Raw genomic sequence first — 16511 nt, forward strand, 5'->3', positions numbered from 1 at the left:
GTTTAAACCGCCGACATTACAAATAAATTTCCGAAAATAAATCCGGCTTACTCCGAAAAAAAATATTCGCATCGGTTACCATTCGCCGTCTCAAAATACCAGTTGCTAACCATGCCAGCGGTTTAATCGTATGAATTTTCATCTGTTGTCATATTTCAGACATATAACTTTCGTTATCCTTTCTCTTTCGCTGGTTCAAACTACCGCTGGCCGTGAAAATAATTCTGACGCAATCCTTTCGGCGGATATTATTAATCCTCCGCAGAAAATCGCGTTTTGTCATGCTTCGACGATTGCCTTTTCGAAAGGGCATTTGGTGGCGGCGTGGTTGGCTGGCAGCAAAGAGGCCGCTAGTGACGTTGGTGTTTGGGTAGCGCAATACTCCGGAAAACAATGGGGTGCGCCAGTCCGGGTCGCAGACGGACGTTCGTCTGACGGTGAGGCTCTAACGGTAATTAATCCAATTCTTTTTTCTCCCAGGCACGGTCCGTTGATGCTGTTTTATAGTCGCGGGAAATTGCCGGCGGATTGGCATCCTTTCCGGATGACCTCGCTTGATGGGGGAACCTCATGGTCGAAGCCGGCTGCTCTTGGCCCTGGTATATCCGGACCGGCAAAAGATAAACCCGTCGAGTTATCAAATGGAATTGTAATAGCCGGGAGTAGTACCGAACATGACGGATGGAAAGTTCATTTCGAACGGTCCACCGATGGGGCAGCTACCTGGGAAGTCGAATATCCGGCGGCGGGCCCGCGTGCAATTCAGGCAATCCAGCCAACAATTCTCGACCATCGTCACGGCCAGTTGCAGGCGCTAGTCCGGACAAAAAACGGCTTTGTATTCAACACCAGGTCGAGTGATTGGGGAAAGACGTGGACCGCTCTCTCGCCGGTGGATATTCCCAACTCAAATTCGGGCTTGGACGCCGTGACCCTGATCGACGGGCGCGACCTGATCGTCGCCAATCCGCTACCTTACGTCGAAGGTCGTTGGGACCGCCACAGACTAACGGTCCTCATTTCATCTGATCACCAGACTTATCACGAAGTTCTTGACCTTGAGAACGAGGCAAATCAGGAATTTTCTTATCCGGCGGTTATCCAGTCGCCGGACGGGCTGGTTCACGTCACGTACACATGGAAAAAGATTCACATAAAACATGTCGTGATTGATCCAAGCCGAATCCATTGATCCGATCAGACTTCGCTTCTGCGCCTGAGGCGCTGTGAGAAATCACAGCGCCGTTTTTGTTTTCGGGTTTGCGAGTTCAACGCCCATGTCCCCCATGGCCGCCACCGCCGCTGCTCCACGAACTCCCGCCGCCGCTGGCGCTGCTGCCGCCGTGAGATCCGCCATATCCGCCGCCGTGCCAACCGCCACCGCCGTGCCATCCGTTCCCGCCGTGCCATCCATGGCCGCCGTGCCAATAGCCGCCGTGATAACAGCAGGATCCACCCCAGCCGCCATAAATGCCGACGCTGCCATAAACCGGCGCATACGGTGGCCCGTACGCATAGCCGTAGTCAGGGTAATAAGGTTGTGCATAGCCGTAGTCGTATCCCGGCGCGACTGCGCATCCGGTCAAAGCGGCCGTCACCGCCAACAGTGCCATTGATGCAATGAGCCTGCTCACGATTTTCTCCTTCGTATGTGATTGAGAAAAAACGCGTGCTCAAGAGTTCAGCGGCATTTGTGTCCGCAAATTACGGTTTGCGCATGCTATGGCGTGCCGATCCGGCATGCATGGCGATCGAAGACCGTAGTAGCGAGGCGCGGTGCGAAGCTTTCTAGACCTTCCGTGCATGCGACGCTGTAACAGTTAGTTAAATTTTCGAAACGAAACTGTAGGGCGCGACTGTTAAGTTTGCTTCAGACAATTACCTTCGACTCCCGACCGTGCCGCTTGCCGGGCTGGATGAAAAGATCGCACTCGCCACTGTCAGGACCGCTCGATGCGCAGCCTGCAAGAATCCAGCCGTCAATGAAGCAAGATCCACAGCCGGCTGCCGCATCGGAATTGCGCGCCGAAGGCGACGCCTGCGCCGCGCGCGGCGAACTCGACGCCGCGCTCCAACATTACGAAACCGCCCGCGCGCTCGATCCCACCGACGCCCTCGTCCAACAGCGCCTCGCGGCCACGCTCGCCGCGCTGAACCGTTTTCCCGAAGCCGTGGTCCGCTATCACGAAGCGATCGCGCTCGATCCGCACGACACGGATTCGCATCACGGCCTCGGCTGGACGCTCGAGCAGATGCATCGTCTCGAACAGGCGGTGGACGCCTATCGCGAGGCGACGCGTGTGAATCCGCAAGCCGACGGCTCGCACAACAACATGGGCAACTGCCTGCAGGCACTCGGCCGCTTCGACGAGGCACACGAAGCGTATCGCCGCGCTATCGAAGCCGCGCCGCAAGTGCCGCTGTACTACCGCAACTTCGTGCAATCCAGGCGCCTCGCCGCCGACGATCCGGTGTTCCTCGCGATGGAGCGTCTCGTCGGCGACGCCGCTTCGTTCACGCCGGCCGATCAGGCGGAGCTTCACTTTGCGTACGGCCAGGCGCTGTCCGATGTGGGCCGCAACGACGCGTCGTTCAATCACTTCCTGAAGGGAAATGCGCTGCACCGCGCCGGCGTGCGTTACAACGAAGCGGAAACGCTAGGCCTGTTCGCCCATTTGCCCGAACTAATGACTTCCGATCTGCTGGCGGCAAAGCGCGGTCTCGGCGACGTATCGCAGACGCCTGTTTTTATCGTCGGCATGCCGCGCTCGGGCTCGACCCTGATCGAGCAGATTCTCGCGAGCCATCCTCAGGTGTTCGGCGCGGGCGAGCGCACGGAATTCGGCGAGGCGCTGGTGAGCTGCATTCGCCGCGATCCGGGCGATCCGTTGCGGATCGATATCGAAGCATTGGAAAACGTCGGCGCCGCGCCGTTCCGCACGCTCGGCGCGGACTATCTGCGTCGCATGCGCAACGCGCTGCCGGAACTTCAGAGCCCGACTCCAAATGACGAACGCGATCCGGCTGCGAACTACACGCACTTCACGGACAAGTATCCGTTCAACTTCATCAACCTCGGCCTGATCCATCTCGCGTTGCCGAACGCCCGCTTCATTCACAGCCGCCGCGCGCCGTTGCCAACCTGTCTGTCGATTTTCTCGCGGATCTTTCACGACGTGCCGTTCAGCTATGATCTCGGCGAACTGGGCCGCTACTATCGCGCGTGCGACGCGTTAATGGCGCACTGGCAACGTGTGCTCCCCGAAGGTGTGATGATCGAAGTCAAGTATGAGGAACTGGTCGACGATTTTGAAGCCAACGTGCGCCGCCTGCTCGCGCATTGCGGGCTCGACTGGGACGAACGCTGTCTGTCGTTTTATCAGACCGCGCGCCAGGTGAACACGGCCAGTTCCGCGCAGGTGCGGCGTCCGCTGTACAAGACCTCGCTGCAACGCTGGCAGCCGCGTCACGCCTTGCTGCAACCGTTGTTCGACGGCCTGGGCCCGGTGCTGGCGCCGGCGCATCGCCAGGAGGCCGGGGAGGCCGGCGAGGTTGGCGAGGTCGTGATAAGCGTCACGGAGCATCGCTCATGAGCGCGTCGCGTGGCGCCGTGATCTGGATGACGGGACTTTCCGGCGCGGGCAAATCGACGCTCGCCAACGCCTTGCATGACCGCCTGAAAGAAGCGGGGCACGCCGCGATCGTGCTCGATGGCGACGTGCTGCGGCGCGGACTGAACGCCGACCTCGGCTATGCGCCCGAGGACCGTACCGAGAACTTGCGGCGGGTCGCGCATGTCGCGGCGCTGTTCATGCAGCAGGGCTTCGTTGTGATTGCCGCGGTGATTTCGCCTGAGCATCGGCATCGGCGCTCGGCGCGTGAAATCGTCGGCGACGGTTTCGTGGAAGTGTTCGTGAATGCTCCGCTGAGTGTCTGCGAAGCGCGCGATGCCAAAGGGCTTTACGCTCGCGCGCGGCGTGGCGAGATCCCGCATTTCACAGGCATTTCCGGACCTTTCGAAGCACCGCTCGCGTCGGATGTCGTGATCGAGAGCGACCGGATGCCGATCGACGAGGCAGTCGATCGCCTGCTTGCGCATCTGGTCGCGACGGGGCGTCTAGGCGGTTAGCGCGCTTCGTCCTGAAGCGTCGCGCGCCACGCGCAGCGCGTAACCGTACACGCAGATTTTTCACCCCGCCCGCGGCGTTTCCCTATACCGTTTCGATTTCTCGTGGACAAAAAGCAGAAAGGGTGAAGCGTCGATGCCGACATTGTCGATACGAAAAATCAGACTGAACGTCGAAACACTGGTGCTGGCAGCGGACCTGGCGGGCACGGTGGTGTTCGCGGTCGAGGGTGCGCTCAGCGCGATCCGCGGCGGTCTCGATCTGTTGGGCGTGATGGTGATTTCGTTTGTCGCGGCGCTCGGCGGCGGCGTGATCCGCGATCTGCTGATCGGCGATTCACCGCCGAACGCGATCCGTGACTGGCGCTATCCGGCGCTGACCTTTGTCACCGGGTTGCTGACCTTTATGTTCCATTCGACGGCGCAGCAGTTTCCCGTTGCGCTCGTCACCATGCTCGACGCGGCCGGCCTCGCGCTCTTTGCCGTGGCGGGTGTGGAAAAAGCGCTGCTGTTCGGGATCCGTCCGTTTATCGCCATGTTGATGGGCACACTCACCGGCGTGGGCGGCGGCGTGATACGCGACGTGCTGCTGGCGCGCGTGCCGGTCGTCCTGCACGCCGACATCTATGCAACGGCCGCGTTCGCGGGGGCGTTCGTCGTGGTGGTGGCGCGCCGTGCCGGTTTGCCGCCGGGCCCGGCGGCGCTGGCGGGCGGCGCGGCGTGCTTCGTCTTGCGGATGCTCGCCGTGACCCATGGCTGGCATCTGCCGAAGGTGTCGCCGGTTTGAGCGATGAGGGTCGTCGTATGCACGCGCCTTGGCACGGCGCGCTTCGAAGCCGCTTCGCGTTACCGCAACCACCCGGCCGAATGATGCAACGCCGGGTACACGCCGATAATGAACGCCGCATAGATCGCTGCCATGGTCACGCCGGCAGCGGTGCCCCAGATGTCGCGCGAGGCGGGCCCCTGGCGGAAATGCAAAGGAAGTCCGACGACGAGATAGCCGATCAGGAAGAAGATGATCACCGCCCTCACAGGCGAGAGATCGTGGCCGATAAATTCGAGCAGTGCGGACAAGCTGAATTCAGACATGGACGGACAGGCAAAATGACATGCGGACGATGGCGCGAATCATGGAGTTCGCGCGAAGACCTACGTGGATTAAAGTCCATTCGGCGGCCAAGGTACAAGCAAAATACCGTGTAAATTTGTGCAGGCCGGCATTGCTTGCATGATGCCGACAGGGCGACTTTCATCCACGCTTCAGGGCGCTTCCCATCGCTTTCACCGCGAGGCGATCAACGCTTGCGCAAAGGCTCGAGCAGCGACTTCAAACCGTTGTGATCGATCTCGTGCATTAACGCCAGCAGCCGGCCGATTTCGCCGGGCGGAAAGCCCTGGCTAGCAAACCAGTTTAGGTAATGACCGGGCAGGTCCGCAATCACGCGGCCTTTATATTTCCCGTAAGGCATGACGCGCGTGACCAGCAGATCGAGTTGTTCGGGATTCATGGCAGGCAGGTCGGCGCAGGGAAGCCGCAGCGAAAGATTGTGCGCGAAAAAATGGGCGACGCGCGCTGGAGCGGCATTTTAGCGCGCCAGGCAGAGCTCGGGCGGACATGGTAACGTCAGCGCTTTTCGTCCACCAATCAACAGGACAAGTTCGATGGAATACCGCAGACTCGGCGACTCCGATGTGCAGGTTAGCCTGATCGGTCTCGGCACCATGACGTGGGGCGAGCAGAACACGGAACAGGAAGCGCACGCGCAACTCGACTACGCACTCGATCACGGCATCAATCTGATCGACACCGCTGAAATGTACCCGGTGCCGCCGCGTGCCGAAACGCAAGGTTCGACGGAGCGCTATATCGGCACGTGGCTCGCGCGGCATCGCAGCGCGCGCGAGAAAATCGTGCTTGCCACCAAGATCGCCGGCCCGGCGCGTCAACCGCACAACCCGACCCATATTCGTGGCAAAGGCAACCAGTTCGACCGCAAGAATCTGACCGAAGCGCTCGACGAAAGCCTGAAGCGCCTGCAAACGGACTACGTCGATCTGTACCAGCTGCACTGGCCGGATCGCAGCACGATGACCTTCGGCCGCCCGGCGTATCCGTGGGTCGACGACGCCTATACGGTGCCCATCGAAGAAACGCTGTCGGTGCTCGCTGAATTCGTCAAGGCGGGGAAGGTCCGTCATATCGGCGTGTCGAACGAAACGCCGTGGGGCGTCGCGCAGTTTCTGCGCGCGGCCGAAAAGCTCGGCTTGCCGCGCATCGTCAGCATTCAAAATCCGTACAGCCTCGTGAATCGCACGTACGAAGCGGGGCTGTCCGAGTACGCGCATCGCGACAACATCGGCTTGCTGGCTTATTCGCCGCTGGCCTTCGGCTGGCTGACGGGCAAGTATGAAGGCGGCGCGCGTCCGGCCGGCGCGCGCATTACGCTGTTCGAGCGTTTTCAACGCTACAGCAAGCCGCAAGCGGTGCAGGCGATCACGCGTTACGTGGAGTTGGCGAAGCGTTACGGTTTGTCGCCCGCGCAATTCGCGCTCGCGTTCGTCAATAGCCGGCCGTTCGTGACCAGCAATCTGATCGGCGCGACTTCGCTCGATCAGTTGAAGGCAAACATCGCCAGCGTCGAGGTGAAACTCTCGCCGGAAGTGCTCGCGGAAATCGATGCGCTGCACGAACTGCAGCCGAATCCGGCGCCCTGATGCGGGACCGGTGAATGCGAGCTCCGAGTGCGGCTCGCATCATGCGAACGTTTGATTTGCCCCGGCTGCATGGCCGGGCGTTCGCACGGGATTCGCGCGTCGCTTCGGCGACGCTGCCGCGTAGGCAGACGTGCTTGGCTGGTACTCCGCTTCCCGCGTATTTAGTGATGGCGAGCGCCTTTGCCATGGCGCTGCGGGCGAGGCGGCATTCGCGCGTCCGTTAGTGGATTCTCAACTTCCCGCGCACCGCATAAAGCGCGAGCAAACTCGCCAACGCACAGAACATCAGATAGAAGCCAGGCGCGAGCTTATTACCGCTTGCATCGATCAGCCACGTGATCACGAACGGCGCAAAACCGCCGAACACCGTCACGCCGATGTTGTAGCTCACCGCCAAACCGGTCGCGCGCGTCTGCGTCGGGAAAATCTCCGACATCAATGCGGGCAGCGCACCGAAATACGTCGCCTTCAATACGCCGATCCAGATCAGCGCGAGCAGCATCGTCACGAACGAGGGATGCGCGTTCATATACACAAAAGCCGGATATACCGTCACCAGCATCAGCGCGGCGGCCGTCGCCATGATGCGGATGCGTCCGAGGCTGTCGGACAGATGACCCGCGAACGGCGTCAGCACCGTGAGCACCACGCCGGTGGCGAGTGTCGCCGCGAAGCCGGTCGAGGCAGGCAAGTGCAGTTGCTTGATCGCGTAGGTCGGCATGTACAGGATCATATAGTTGGCCGCCGTCGAAATGATCAGCGAGCCGACCGCCAGCAGCATGCGCACCTTCTGCGTGCCGAACAGATCGCGTAGCGGCGTGCGGGCTTTGGGCTCGGCACTGAACTCGGCGCCTTCATCCACGTAACGGCGGATATAGAAACCCACCGGACCGATCGCGAGGCCGAACAGAAACGGCACGCGCCATCCCCATGATTCGAGTTGCGCGCTCGTGAGCTGGCTCGTCAGCAGCGCGCCGAAACCGGAAGCGAGCAGCGTCGCCATGCCTTGGCTCGCGAATTGCCAGCTACCCATGAAGCCACGGCGCTCGGGCGCATGTTCGACCAGAAACGCAGTGGACGCACCGAACTCTCCGCCCGCCGAAAAACCTTGCACGAGCCGCGACAGCATGATGCCCGCCGGCGCCCACAGACCGATCGCCGCATACGACGGCATCACGGCGATCGTCAGGGTGCCGATCATCATCAACGCGATCGACAGTAAAAGCGACGCCTTGCGTCCGGCGCGGTCCGCGAGCGAACCGAGCACGAGTCCGCCGAGCGGCCGGATCATGTACGAGATGCCGAAGGTGCCGAGCGTGAGCATCAGCGAAATGGCTTCGGTGCGCGCCGGAAAGAACAGCTTCGCGATGGTCACCGCGAAGAATCCGTAGACGACGAGGTCGAACCATTCGAGCGCGTTGCCGATCGACGCCGCGAGAATGATGCGATGGACCTTCGCGGCGGATGGCCGCGCGGCAGTGGCTTGCAGGGTGGACGTGCTCATCGTGGACGTGCCTCGTGACGGATGCGGATAACGGCGTGATGCGCCCGATTCGTGCGGGCGTCGCTCAGATAGCGGGGTTGTTTGTCGCGCGCGGCGAGTTTTCGCCGAGATCCCAGAAGAGGCCCGCCATGATCTGCAGACCTTCGCGCACGACCGGTCCGAGCAGATGCTCGTTCGGCGCGTGCTGCGAACAGGCCGGATACGAGTGCGGCACCCAGATGGTCGGCAGGCCGAGCGTGTCGGCGAACACTTCGTTGGGCAGCGTGCCACCCAGATTCGGCAGCACGGCGGTCTTCTTGCCGGTGGTCTGTTCGAGCGAGGCAATCGCCCACGTGACCCACGCATCGTCCGGGTTCAGACGCGTGGCGGGGGCGCCGCGCTCAAGGTCGATCTGCACTTGCGAGAAGCCGTGCGCATTCAGATGCGTGCGCAGATGCCGTTCGAGGTTGTCCCAATCGGTGCCGACCACGAAGCGCAGCTGGCAATGCGCGAACGCCGACGACGGAATCGCATTGACCGGGTTCTCCGGGTTGCCGGCCTTGAACGCGAGTATTTCGAAGCTGTTCCAGCCGAACACACGCTCGGGTGCGGTAAGGCCTGGCTCGCCCCAGTTTTCGTCGACGTCCGGATCGCCCGGGCCGCCGCCTACCGTGATATCGGCGAGCGCACGGCGCACCGCCTCGGGAATCGGCGGCGGGCGCAAACCGTCGACGGCGATCACACCGCGCGCGTCGACGAGGCTCGCCAACGCATTCGCCAGTACCGTCGCCGGATTGCGCAGCAGGCCACCCCAGTTGCCCGAATGATGCGCGCCGTCGCGCAGATTCAACGAAAGCCTGAAATTCACCGAGCCGCGCGAGCCGAGGAACACGGTAGGGCGGCGCGCGGCGAGACGTGGACCGTCGGAGGCGATCAGCACGTCGGCGGCCAGTTCTTCCCGGTGCGCGTGGCAGATCGCGTCGAGTCCGGGCGAGCCGGTTTCCTCGCCCATCTCGATCAGCAGCTTCGCGTTGAAGCCGAGCTTGCCGTCGCGCGCGGCCAGCACGCTCGCCAGCGCGGCGAGGTTGATGCTGTGCTGACCTTTGTTGTCGGCCGTGCCGCGGCCGAACCAGCGTTCGCCTTCGACGGTCACGGCCCACGGCGTCAGCGGCGCGCGCCACTGGCTGTCGTAGCCGCGCACCACGTCGCCGTGGCCGTAGATCAGCACGGTGGGCAGATGGTCGCCCTCGTGGCGCTGCGCGATCAGGAAAGGCCCGAAGCCATCCACCGGATTGGCGACGATGCGCGTGTTGAAACCGAGGCTTTTGGCTTCCGGCGTGATCTCGTCGGTCAGATACGACAGCAGCGTGGCGGTGCGGTCGTCCTCCTGACTTTCGGTGCGAAAACCGACGCGCCGGTTGAGCGTTTCCAGAAAGGCGCCGGATTCGAAATGACGGGTGGCGTGCTCGATGGCCTGGGTGCGGCTCATGCGTGTCTCCAATGCGGGCGAAGGTGGGGGCGGGCGGCGCGGGATCGTTTGTCTGATGACGCACGGACGCGGCCTGCATCTTCGAACCGATTCTAGGAGGCCGTTTTTTTTGTCACAATGATCGTCTTTCGAAGCTTGCGTTGCTGAAAAGGCAAAGCTCGCCGCGCGTACAGAAGGCACTTGCGGATATCGGCGCGCCGGCGCTGACCGTTGAATGGGACATCACACATGGCACTTTCGCTGCATGGCATCGCGCTGCGCTATTTCGTCGAAGTCGCGCGCACCGGCTCGCTCAGCGACGCGTCCGCGCGGCTGCATGTCGCCGTCTCGGCGATCAGCCGGCAGGTGGCGCGGCTCGAAAGCGATCTCGGCGTCGCGCTATTCGAGCGGCGTCCGCGCGGCATGGCGCTTTCCGAAGCGGGCGAGCGCCTGCTGGCCTACGCGCAGCGCAGCCTGCTGGAGGCGGAGCATGTGATGAAGGAGATCGGCGGCCTCGAGACCTTGCATGGCAGCATGATCAAGGTGACGAGTTCCGAAGGTTTCGCCGCCGACTTCCTGCCCACCGCGATGGCGAGCTTCCGGGTTCAGTATCCGGGCATCGACTTCACGCTCTCGGTCATGTCGCCAGGCGAGGCGACCCGCCAGGTGCGCGACGGCGACGCCGACCTTGCGTTGACCTTCAGCCTCGCGCCGGAAAAGGGCGTGAAGGTCGAGCATACGGAGCGCGCGCCGGTGCTGGCGCTGCTGCGCGCCGATCATCCGCTCGCCGCGCGCGCGAAGGTGTCGCTCGCCGACTTGCGGCGCTATCCGCTCGTGCTGCCCGAGCCCGGCACGACGATTCGTCAGTTGATCGACATTACCTGCGCGCTCGAAGGCGTCCTGCTCGAACCCGAGCTCACCTGCAACAACAGCGGTGCCATGTATCGCTACGCGCAGAAGTCCGGCGCGATCATGTTCACGGGTCTGCTGTCCGTGCGTGACCGTTACGCCGGCGATGGTTTCGTCGTGATGCCGCTGACCCATCCGCAGATGCGCCAGCGCAGCATCCAGGTGCAGACCATGGCGGGGCGTGAACTGCCGCAGTCGGTGAGGGCGTTCCGGGATCATCTGATCGCGGAAATCGCGGATGCGAAGCCGGCGGATACGCCGGCCTCGAAGGCCGCGCGAAAGCGCGGCAGAGCCAAGGGCTGACGGCCGCAGCGGCTGGACAATCTACGCGCCATCGAGCGGACGAGACTGCGATGACGACGACCGGCGCACAACCAAACAGGCCGGCGGCGTGCGTGCGATAGTGATCGATTCGCGACCGATCGAAAGGCAAATGTCCCAGCCGGATCGCGAATCACGACCTAAACTGTGGTGGACGGGGTGGGCTGAAAGCGCCGCAGTGCATGGCCGGCAATGCTGCAGTGCATGGCGATGGTAGGATTCAGCCCGAAAAATGGAGAGCGGCGCGCGCGCGAATTTGCGCGCCGTCCACAACAGAGCGATAGGACCCAGGACATCGAATGGCGCAACAAAAAACAAACCCAAAACTTGAGCAGGCGCTGACGCGCGGGGATCTGGCCATCCGTCAGGCGAATTCGGCGCGGGCCACGGCATTGCTGCGCGCGTTGGGCAAGATGATCGTGGACGCGTCGGCCACCATCGGCGTGGAAGCCTTCACCCTGATTCCCGACGGCGACAAGATCTACGATCCGGCCGACGGGCTGTGGCCGCAGGAGCTGCAGGTCTCGCTCGATGGCCCCGTCGAAGAGGCCGATCCGGATGAAGTGCGCACGGTCCGCCTGATCGCCGACGACCCGGGCACGGTGTTCCGGGTCGAGTGGCAGCGAGCCGACGGCAAGATCGGGCGTCAGGACGGCGGTCCGTTCGCCACGGTGGCGTTTATCTCCGACGTGGACATTCCGTGGACGGATGACGAGGACTGAGCGGGCCCGGCTCGCGCCAGGCGCTGATGTTTCGTCGGGCGCGGCGATCAGCGCCTGGCATCCGTTATGGTTGACGGCCGGAAAACCTACTTCATCATCCGGCGGCGAAACAGAATAGCCGACACGATAAACCCGCCCAGCGCATACGCGGCCAGCACGGCGATATGCAACAGCGCATTATCGACGGGGCGGCCCAGCATCGCCGGCCGCATCAGGTCGACCGCATGCGCCAGCGGCAACATCTGGGTCGCGCCCCGCGCAACGGCAGGCAGTTGCGAGACCGGAAAGAACACGCCGGATAGCAGCAGCATCGGCGTCAACATCAGCGTCTGGTAAAACATGAAGAAGTCGTACGAAGGCGCGAGCGCCGTCACGACCATCGCAATGCTCGCGAACGCAAGCCCGGTCAGCACGATGACCGGCAGCGCCAGCAGCATCGACGGAAAATTTGCGTAGCCCAATGCGCCTGCCACCAACATGATCGCCGCGCCCGAGAGCACCGATTTGCTGGCTGCCCAGATCACCTCGCCGAGCACGATGTCGCCGAGCGTCAGCGGCGTATGCATGATCGCTTCCCAGGTGCGCTGCACATGCATGCGCGAGAAGCCCGAATACATCGACTCGAAACTTGCCGACATCATCACGCTCGAGGCCACCGTGCCCGCCGCGAGAAACGCGATATACGACACGCCGTCGACATGGCCGACCATCAGCCCCAGCCCGAAGCCGAGGCCGAACAGATAGATCATCGGGTCGGCCAGGTTGCCGAACATCGAGGCGATCGCGAGTTTCTTCCACACCAGATAGTTGCGGCGCCACACCGCGATCCAGTTGCTGGCGTTCGCGGGGAAGGCGGCGAAGGCTTCCTGATTCGATGGCGTGTCGCCGGCGGTTTCGTAGGTGCGTGCGTCCATTGCGGGTCTCGTGCGTATCTCGTGCGTGTCCCTGCGTGGTTTCTGTCAGGGCGTCGTTGTAGTTGCAGGGCGTTGCGTGCAATGGCGGTCTCGACCGATGCGCTTCAATCCTGCATCTCGCGGCCCGTGAGCCGCAGGAACACATCTTCCAGATTCGCCGGTCGATGCAGATAGCGCAGATCCGCGCGCTGCTTGAGCCGTGCATGCACCGGCTGCGCGTCGTTGACATAGCAGAACAGCGTCTCGCCGCTGATCTCGGTGCGCTCGACGAGCGGCGCCAGTTCATCGCGCAACGCGACCGGGTCGGGTCCGAAGATCTCGATCACATCGCAACCGATCTCGGAAGCGATCAACGCGCTCGGCGCGCCTTCGGCGATCTTGCGTCCTTCCTCAATCACGCACAGCCGGTGGCAGAGGCGTTCGGCTTCTTCCATGAAGTGCGTGGTCAGCAGAATGGTCTTGCCGCGCGCGAGCAGCGAGCGCAGCCGCTCCCAGATCAGATGCCGCGCCTGCGGATCGAGGCCGGTGGTCGGCTCGTCCATGATCAGCACATCGGGGTCGTTGACGAGCGCGCGCGCCAGCGTGAGGCGCCGCTTCATGCCGCCGGACAACTCGCTCACGCGCGCGTCCGCCTTGCTTTCGAGCCGCGCGAATTCGAGCAGCGAAGGCGCCATCGCACGGCATTGCGCGGCGCTCAAACCGAAGTAGCGGCCGAACACCAGCAGGTTCTCACGCACTGTGAAGTCGGGATCGAGATTGTCGAACTGCGGCACCACGCCGACGCGCGCCCGCGCCACGCGCGCGCGTCCGGGGATCGGCTCGCCGCACAGACGGATCGTGCCCGCGTCCGGCGCGGCAATGCCGAGCAGCATGCGCAACGTGGTGGTCTTGCCCGCTCCGTTCGGGCCGAGCAGGCCGAAGCATTCGCCGGCGTTCACATGAAACGACAGTCCATCGACGACCGTTTTTTCGCCGTAGCTTTTTTTGACCTGATGAAATTCGATGGCGGCTTCGGGCATGGATCGAACGAGTCTCCAAGGAAGGGCGTGAATGACGTGAGTGGCCGAGGGAGGCGGCCTATTCTAGGGCATCGGCGCGACGCTGTTGGTTCGCCCCGACAATACGAAGCCGGTTTCTTGCACTGCGGCATCGGCGCGCGGAGACCCTCCGAGCGGCTCGCGCACCTGTTTAGGGCGTGGTTAGAGGGCGGTCAGCGCACAGTTAGCGTTTTCCATCCCTTGCAACCTGAATTGCGGCGCACCATGATTAATTGAGAATCGCGCGTCCCGCGCGAAGGGAGAAAAATCATGGCGAGCTACCAGAAAATCCTGCTGTGCTACGACGGCTCGCGCGAAGGCCGCAAAGCACTCCGTTGCGGCGCCGACCTGGCGTTGGATCTGAAAGCGGAAACCCATTTGCTGTCCGTCGTCGACATGCGCTCGAGTATTGCGCAAAGCGCGGGCCTGCTGACCGACGTGGCCTGCGGCAGTTTCGAAAAGACCGCACGCGACATCCTGCAGGAAGGCGTTGATTGGCTCACCGAGCGAGGTGTGACCGCACAAGGGCATTTTGCATTCGGCCATCCGATCGATGAGATCGCCAACCTCGCCAATGAACTGCATGTCGACCTGGTGGTGGTCGGCCACCGTTGCCGCACGGGTTTGTCGCGATGGTGGATGGGCGCGGGCAATACGCCGTTGCTCGACCGTGTCTCGTGCAGCATTCTGGTGGCGTGTTCTTCGGCGCAGGAGCAGCAGCAAGCGGCAGCTTGAGGCGCATGTCGCCATTGTGGACGGTTGGCTGGCGGCCGGGCACTCCGGCCTCACTACCCGGTGGCCTCGACGTCATAACGATGTCGCTGAACGACTCGCCGCGACTCGCCGCGACTCGCCAAATAATTGGCGCGATCACGGGATCCGCGCCATACAAAGCCGACCTGCCGCGATCACTCGTTCAGATTGACCGCGGCCAGCTTCCACGTGAATATCCCTTCGCGCTGAAAGATCGCCGAGTAACGCGCGTCGCCGGCGCCATGCTGGTACGTGACGACAAACTCGTTGAGCCCACGATAGCCCGCGGTGGTTTGCGGCGGTTGTGGGGGCGTGGCATTGGCATTCCCATTCACCGCGTTGCCGGCCGGAGGCGCTGCCGGTGCCGGTGCGGTCGCGGCGGCGTCGGACGGATTGTTCGCGGCCGGCGGCGCGGGCGGCCGCTCACCCGGATCGCCGCGCGGCGGCATGCCGTTCAGCAAGGCCGCGACACCGTCCGGTGTGGCATAGGCATCCACGAGCGGGCCGATCAACGCGACGCCGATCATCGCGCCAATGGCGGCCAATGGATTGCCGTTGCTGTGCGCGCCAAGCCGGCGTGTCAGCAGGCCGGCGACCTGTTCCTTCAGGCTCTCACGCAACGCGGGGAAGTCGACGTACTGATTGACCGTTTGCGCATCGCGCGCATCGGCCGCGCGTTTGAGATTGTTCAGCGCGATGTACGGCGACGCGTAAGCAAACCCCAGAGCGGCGATCACCACGATCACGACGAGTGTGACGATCAGCGGCTTTGTGGCGCCGCCTCTGCTGCCGCGTTGGGTATGTTTCGGAACTGCCATCGAGTGGGACTCTCCATCAGGTGTGATCTAACGTGGACCACGGCCACGCGAAAACGATCCCACGCAATGCAATCTCTCGCCGCCCGCTCAAGACCGGGTCATCACGACTCGAACACCGCGCCGTGGACGTTGGCTTCGTCGGCGATGCAGCGGTCGATCATGCGGCAAACGGCGTCCATCGTGCCGACCATGATGAGACGCGACGGCCCGTGATAGACCCGCACCGGTGCGCGACGCGCCGGTTCGGCCGTATTCAGGCCGGAATTCAACGACACGCGGGCAAACGCCGGCAACGACGAAGGCAAGCTCGACGCAGCCTCGGGCGAGTCGAACAGCGACGGTGTGCTGCGCGTGGCCGCCTCGATCAATGAGCACGGCACCAGCTTGCGAAGGTGACGCAGACGACCGAACTGGCGAAAGGGCAGCAGGCGGGCAAGACGTTCCATGAGACTCTCCAGACGATGCAACGTTGATGCGGCGTTGATGCAGTGTCGATGCGACATTGACGCGGCTTTTTATTCTGTCGAACGCGCAAAAGGGTTAGAGCTGGTTAGAACTCGCCGGGGCGAATCAGCCCCACGGCGATACCCTCCAGCGCGAACTCCGCACTGCCGGTTTCAACGAAGATGTTTTCGTAATCGGGGTTCTCGGCGATCAGTTCGAGCCCATTCGGCCGGCGCTTCAGGCGCTTGACCGTGACGTCGTCGCCCAGCCGGGCAATGATGATCTGGCCGTCTTTCGCTTCGCTGCGCTTTTGCACCGCGAGCAGATCGCCGTCGAAGATGCCCGCGTCGCGCATGGACAGCCCGCGCACCTTCAGCAGGTAATCGGGCTTGCTCGAGAACAGCGCCGGGTCGCACGCGTAGTGCTGCGAGATATGTTCCTGCGCGAGGATCGGGCTGCCGGCGGCAACGCGCCCGATCAGCGGCAGCGACAGTTGCATGATGCTGGCGTGCGGCAGCGTGAACTGGTGCGGCGAGTCTTCCGGACCGGCCAGCAGGCGAATGCCGCGCGATGCGCCGGCCGCGAGTTCGATCACGCCCTTGCGGGCGAGTGCGCGCAGATGTTCTTCTGCCGAATTGGCCGAGCTGAAACCCAGCTCGGCGGCGATCTCCGCGCGGGTGGGCGGAAAGCCGGTGCGTTCGATAGCCCTGCGGATCAGATCGAAAACCTGCTGCTGTCGTGCGGTGAGTTTGGTCATGGCGCCACTGTATGTATGAACAGGTGACTGTATTTTTATAC

18 protein-coding genes are annotated in these 16511 nt (G+C 62.9%); 8 read left to right on the plus strand and 10 right to left on the minus strand.

From position 1 onward, the window contains the following. Positions 1-130: 130 nt before the first annotated feature. Entirely contained in the window at positions 131-1192 is a 1062-nt protein-coding gene (locus B0G71_RS08730) for an exo-alpha-sialidase (RefSeq protein ID WP_116141057.1), read from the plus strand. A gap of 76 nt (positions 1193-1268) precedes the next feature. Here B0G71_RS08730 and B0G71_RS08735 read toward each other — a convergent pair whose 3' ends face one another. Next, on the minus strand, positions 1269-1634 hold the full coding sequence (locus B0G71_RS08735) for a hypothetical protein (RefSeq protein ID WP_116141059.1): 366 nt from the start codon (positions 1632-1634) through the stop codon (positions 1269-1271). Positions 1635-1982: 348 nt separating this feature from the next. Between B0G71_RS08735 and B0G71_RS08740 the strand changes: the two genes are divergently transcribed. From B0G71_RS08740 to B0G71_RS08750, 3 genes are all read left to right on the plus strand, one after another. Then, the gene (locus B0G71_RS08740; protein ID WP_116141061.1) at positions 1983-3593 is read left to right on the plus strand and encodes a sulfotransferase; all 1611 of its coding nucleotides are present in this window, start codon (positions 1983-1985) and stop codon (positions 3591-3593) included. Continuing rightward, a complete protein-coding gene (gene cysC / locus B0G71_RS08745; RefSeq protein WP_116141063.1) occupies positions 3590-4129 on the plus strand; it encodes an adenylyl-sulfate kinase in 540 nt (179 codons plus the stop codon). The genes B0G71_RS08740 and cysC overlap by 4 nt, the downstream gene beginning before the upstream one ends. Before the next feature lie 133 nt (positions 4130-4262). Further along, the gene (locus B0G71_RS08750; protein WP_181916743.1) at positions 4263-4913 is read left to right on the plus strand and encodes a trimeric intracellular cation channel family protein; all 651 of its coding nucleotides are present in this window, start codon (positions 4263-4265) and stop codon (positions 4911-4913) included. A gap of 59 nt (positions 4914-4972) precedes the next feature. On the opposite strand, the gene B0G71_RS08755 is transcribed toward B0G71_RS08750, so the two are convergent. Then, positions 4973-5218: a hypothetical protein gene (locus B0G71_RS08755; RefSeq protein WP_106283597.1), complete on the minus strand. Its 246-nt coding sequence runs from the start codon at positions 5216-5218 to the stop codon at positions 4973-4975. A 206-nt stretch (positions 5219-5424) separates the two neighbouring features. After that, the gene (locus B0G71_RS08760; protein ID WP_116141065.1) at positions 5425-5637 is read right to left on the minus strand and encodes a DUF3820 family protein; all 213 of its coding nucleotides are present in this window, start codon (positions 5635-5637) and stop codon (positions 5425-5427) included. 154 nt (positions 5638-5791) lie between these two features. On the opposite strand from B0G71_RS08760, the gene B0G71_RS08765 reads away from it, so the two are divergent. Then, the gene (locus B0G71_RS08765) at positions 5792-6844 is read left to right on the plus strand and encodes an NADP(H)-dependent aldo-keto reductase (RefSeq protein ID WP_116141067.1); all 1053 of its coding nucleotides are present in this window, start codon (positions 5792-5794) and stop codon (positions 6842-6844) included. Positions 6845-7064: 220 nt separating this feature from the next. On the opposite strand, the gene B0G71_RS08770 is transcribed toward B0G71_RS08765, so the two are convergent. Together B0G71_RS08770 and B0G71_RS08775 are read right to left on the minus strand one after the other, a co-directional pair. Next, complete coding sequence (locus tag B0G71_RS08770; protein WP_116141069.1) at positions 7065-8348, minus strand: MFS transporter; 1284 nt, start codon at positions 8346-8348, stop codon at positions 7065-7067. 64 nt (positions 8349-8412) lie between these two features. Continuing rightward, positions 8413-9816: a M20 family metallopeptidase gene (locus tag B0G71_RS08775; RefSeq protein WP_116141070.1), complete on the minus strand. Its 1404-nt coding sequence runs from the start codon at positions 9814-9816 to the stop codon at positions 8413-8415. A gap of 228 nt (positions 9817-10044) precedes the next feature. On the opposite strand from B0G71_RS08775, the gene B0G71_RS08780 reads away from it, so the two are divergent. Then, entirely contained in the window at positions 10045-11007 is a 963-nt protein-coding gene (locus B0G71_RS08780) for a LysR family transcriptional regulator (RefSeq protein ID WP_116141072.1), read from the plus strand. Between the two features lie 317 nt (positions 11008-11324). Then, a complete protein-coding gene (locus B0G71_RS08785; RefSeq protein ID WP_116141074.1) occupies positions 11325-11747 on the plus strand; it encodes a hypothetical protein in 423 nt (140 codons plus the stop codon). Between the two features lie 86 nt (positions 11748-11833). Here the strand turns inward: B0G71_RS08785 and B0G71_RS08790 are convergent, their stop codons facing one another. Together B0G71_RS08790 and nodI are read right to left on the minus strand one after the other, a co-directional pair. Continuing rightward, complete coding sequence (locus B0G71_RS08790; protein WP_116141076.1) at positions 11834-12661, minus strand: ABC transporter permease; 828 nt, start codon at positions 12659-12661, stop codon at positions 11834-11836. A 104-nt stretch (positions 12662-12765) separates the two neighbouring features. Next, a complete protein-coding gene (gene nodI, locus B0G71_RS08795; protein ID WP_106283589.1) occupies positions 12766-13680 on the minus strand; it encodes a nodulation factor ABC transporter ATP-binding protein NodI in 915 nt (304 codons plus the stop codon). Between the two features lie 288 nt (positions 13681-13968). Between nodI and B0G71_RS08800 the strand changes: the two genes are divergently transcribed. Continuing rightward, positions 13969-14433, plus strand: a complete 465-nt coding sequence (locus B0G71_RS08800; RefSeq protein ID WP_012432786.1) for a universal stress protein — start codon at positions 13969-13971, stop codon at positions 14431-14433. 173 nt (positions 14434-14606) lie between these two features. Here the strand turns inward: B0G71_RS08800 and B0G71_RS08805 are convergent, their stop codons facing one another. The 3 genes from B0G71_RS08805 to lexA all read right to left on the minus strand — a co-directional run bounded on the left by B0G71_RS08805 (position 14607) and on the right by lexA (position 16470). After that, positions 14607-15269 (minus strand): DUF2939 domain-containing protein, encoded by a 663-nt coding sequence (locus B0G71_RS08805; protein WP_116141078.1) that lies wholly within the window; start codon positions 15267-15269, stop codon positions 14607-14609. 101 nt (positions 15270-15370) lie between these two features. Further along, positions 15371-15715 (minus strand): hypothetical protein, encoded by a 345-nt coding sequence (locus B0G71_RS08810; RefSeq protein ID WP_106283586.1) that lies wholly within the window; start codon positions 15713-15715, stop codon positions 15371-15373. A 104-nt stretch (positions 15716-15819) separates the two neighbouring features. Continuing rightward, positions 15820-16470 carry a transcriptional repressor LexA gene (gene lexA / locus B0G71_RS08815; protein ID WP_012432789.1) on the minus strand — a complete coding sequence of 217 codons (651 nt, stop codon included), beginning with the start codon at positions 16468-16470 and terminating at the stop codon, positions 15820-15822. Between the last annotated feature and the right edge of the window lie 41 nt (positions 16471-16511).

Origin of the sequence: Paraburkholderia sp. BL27I4N3 (assembly GCF_003386115.1) — a bacterium.
Classification (GTDB): Bacteria; Pseudomonadota; Gammaproteobacteria; order Burkholderiales; family Burkholderiaceae; genus Paraburkholderia.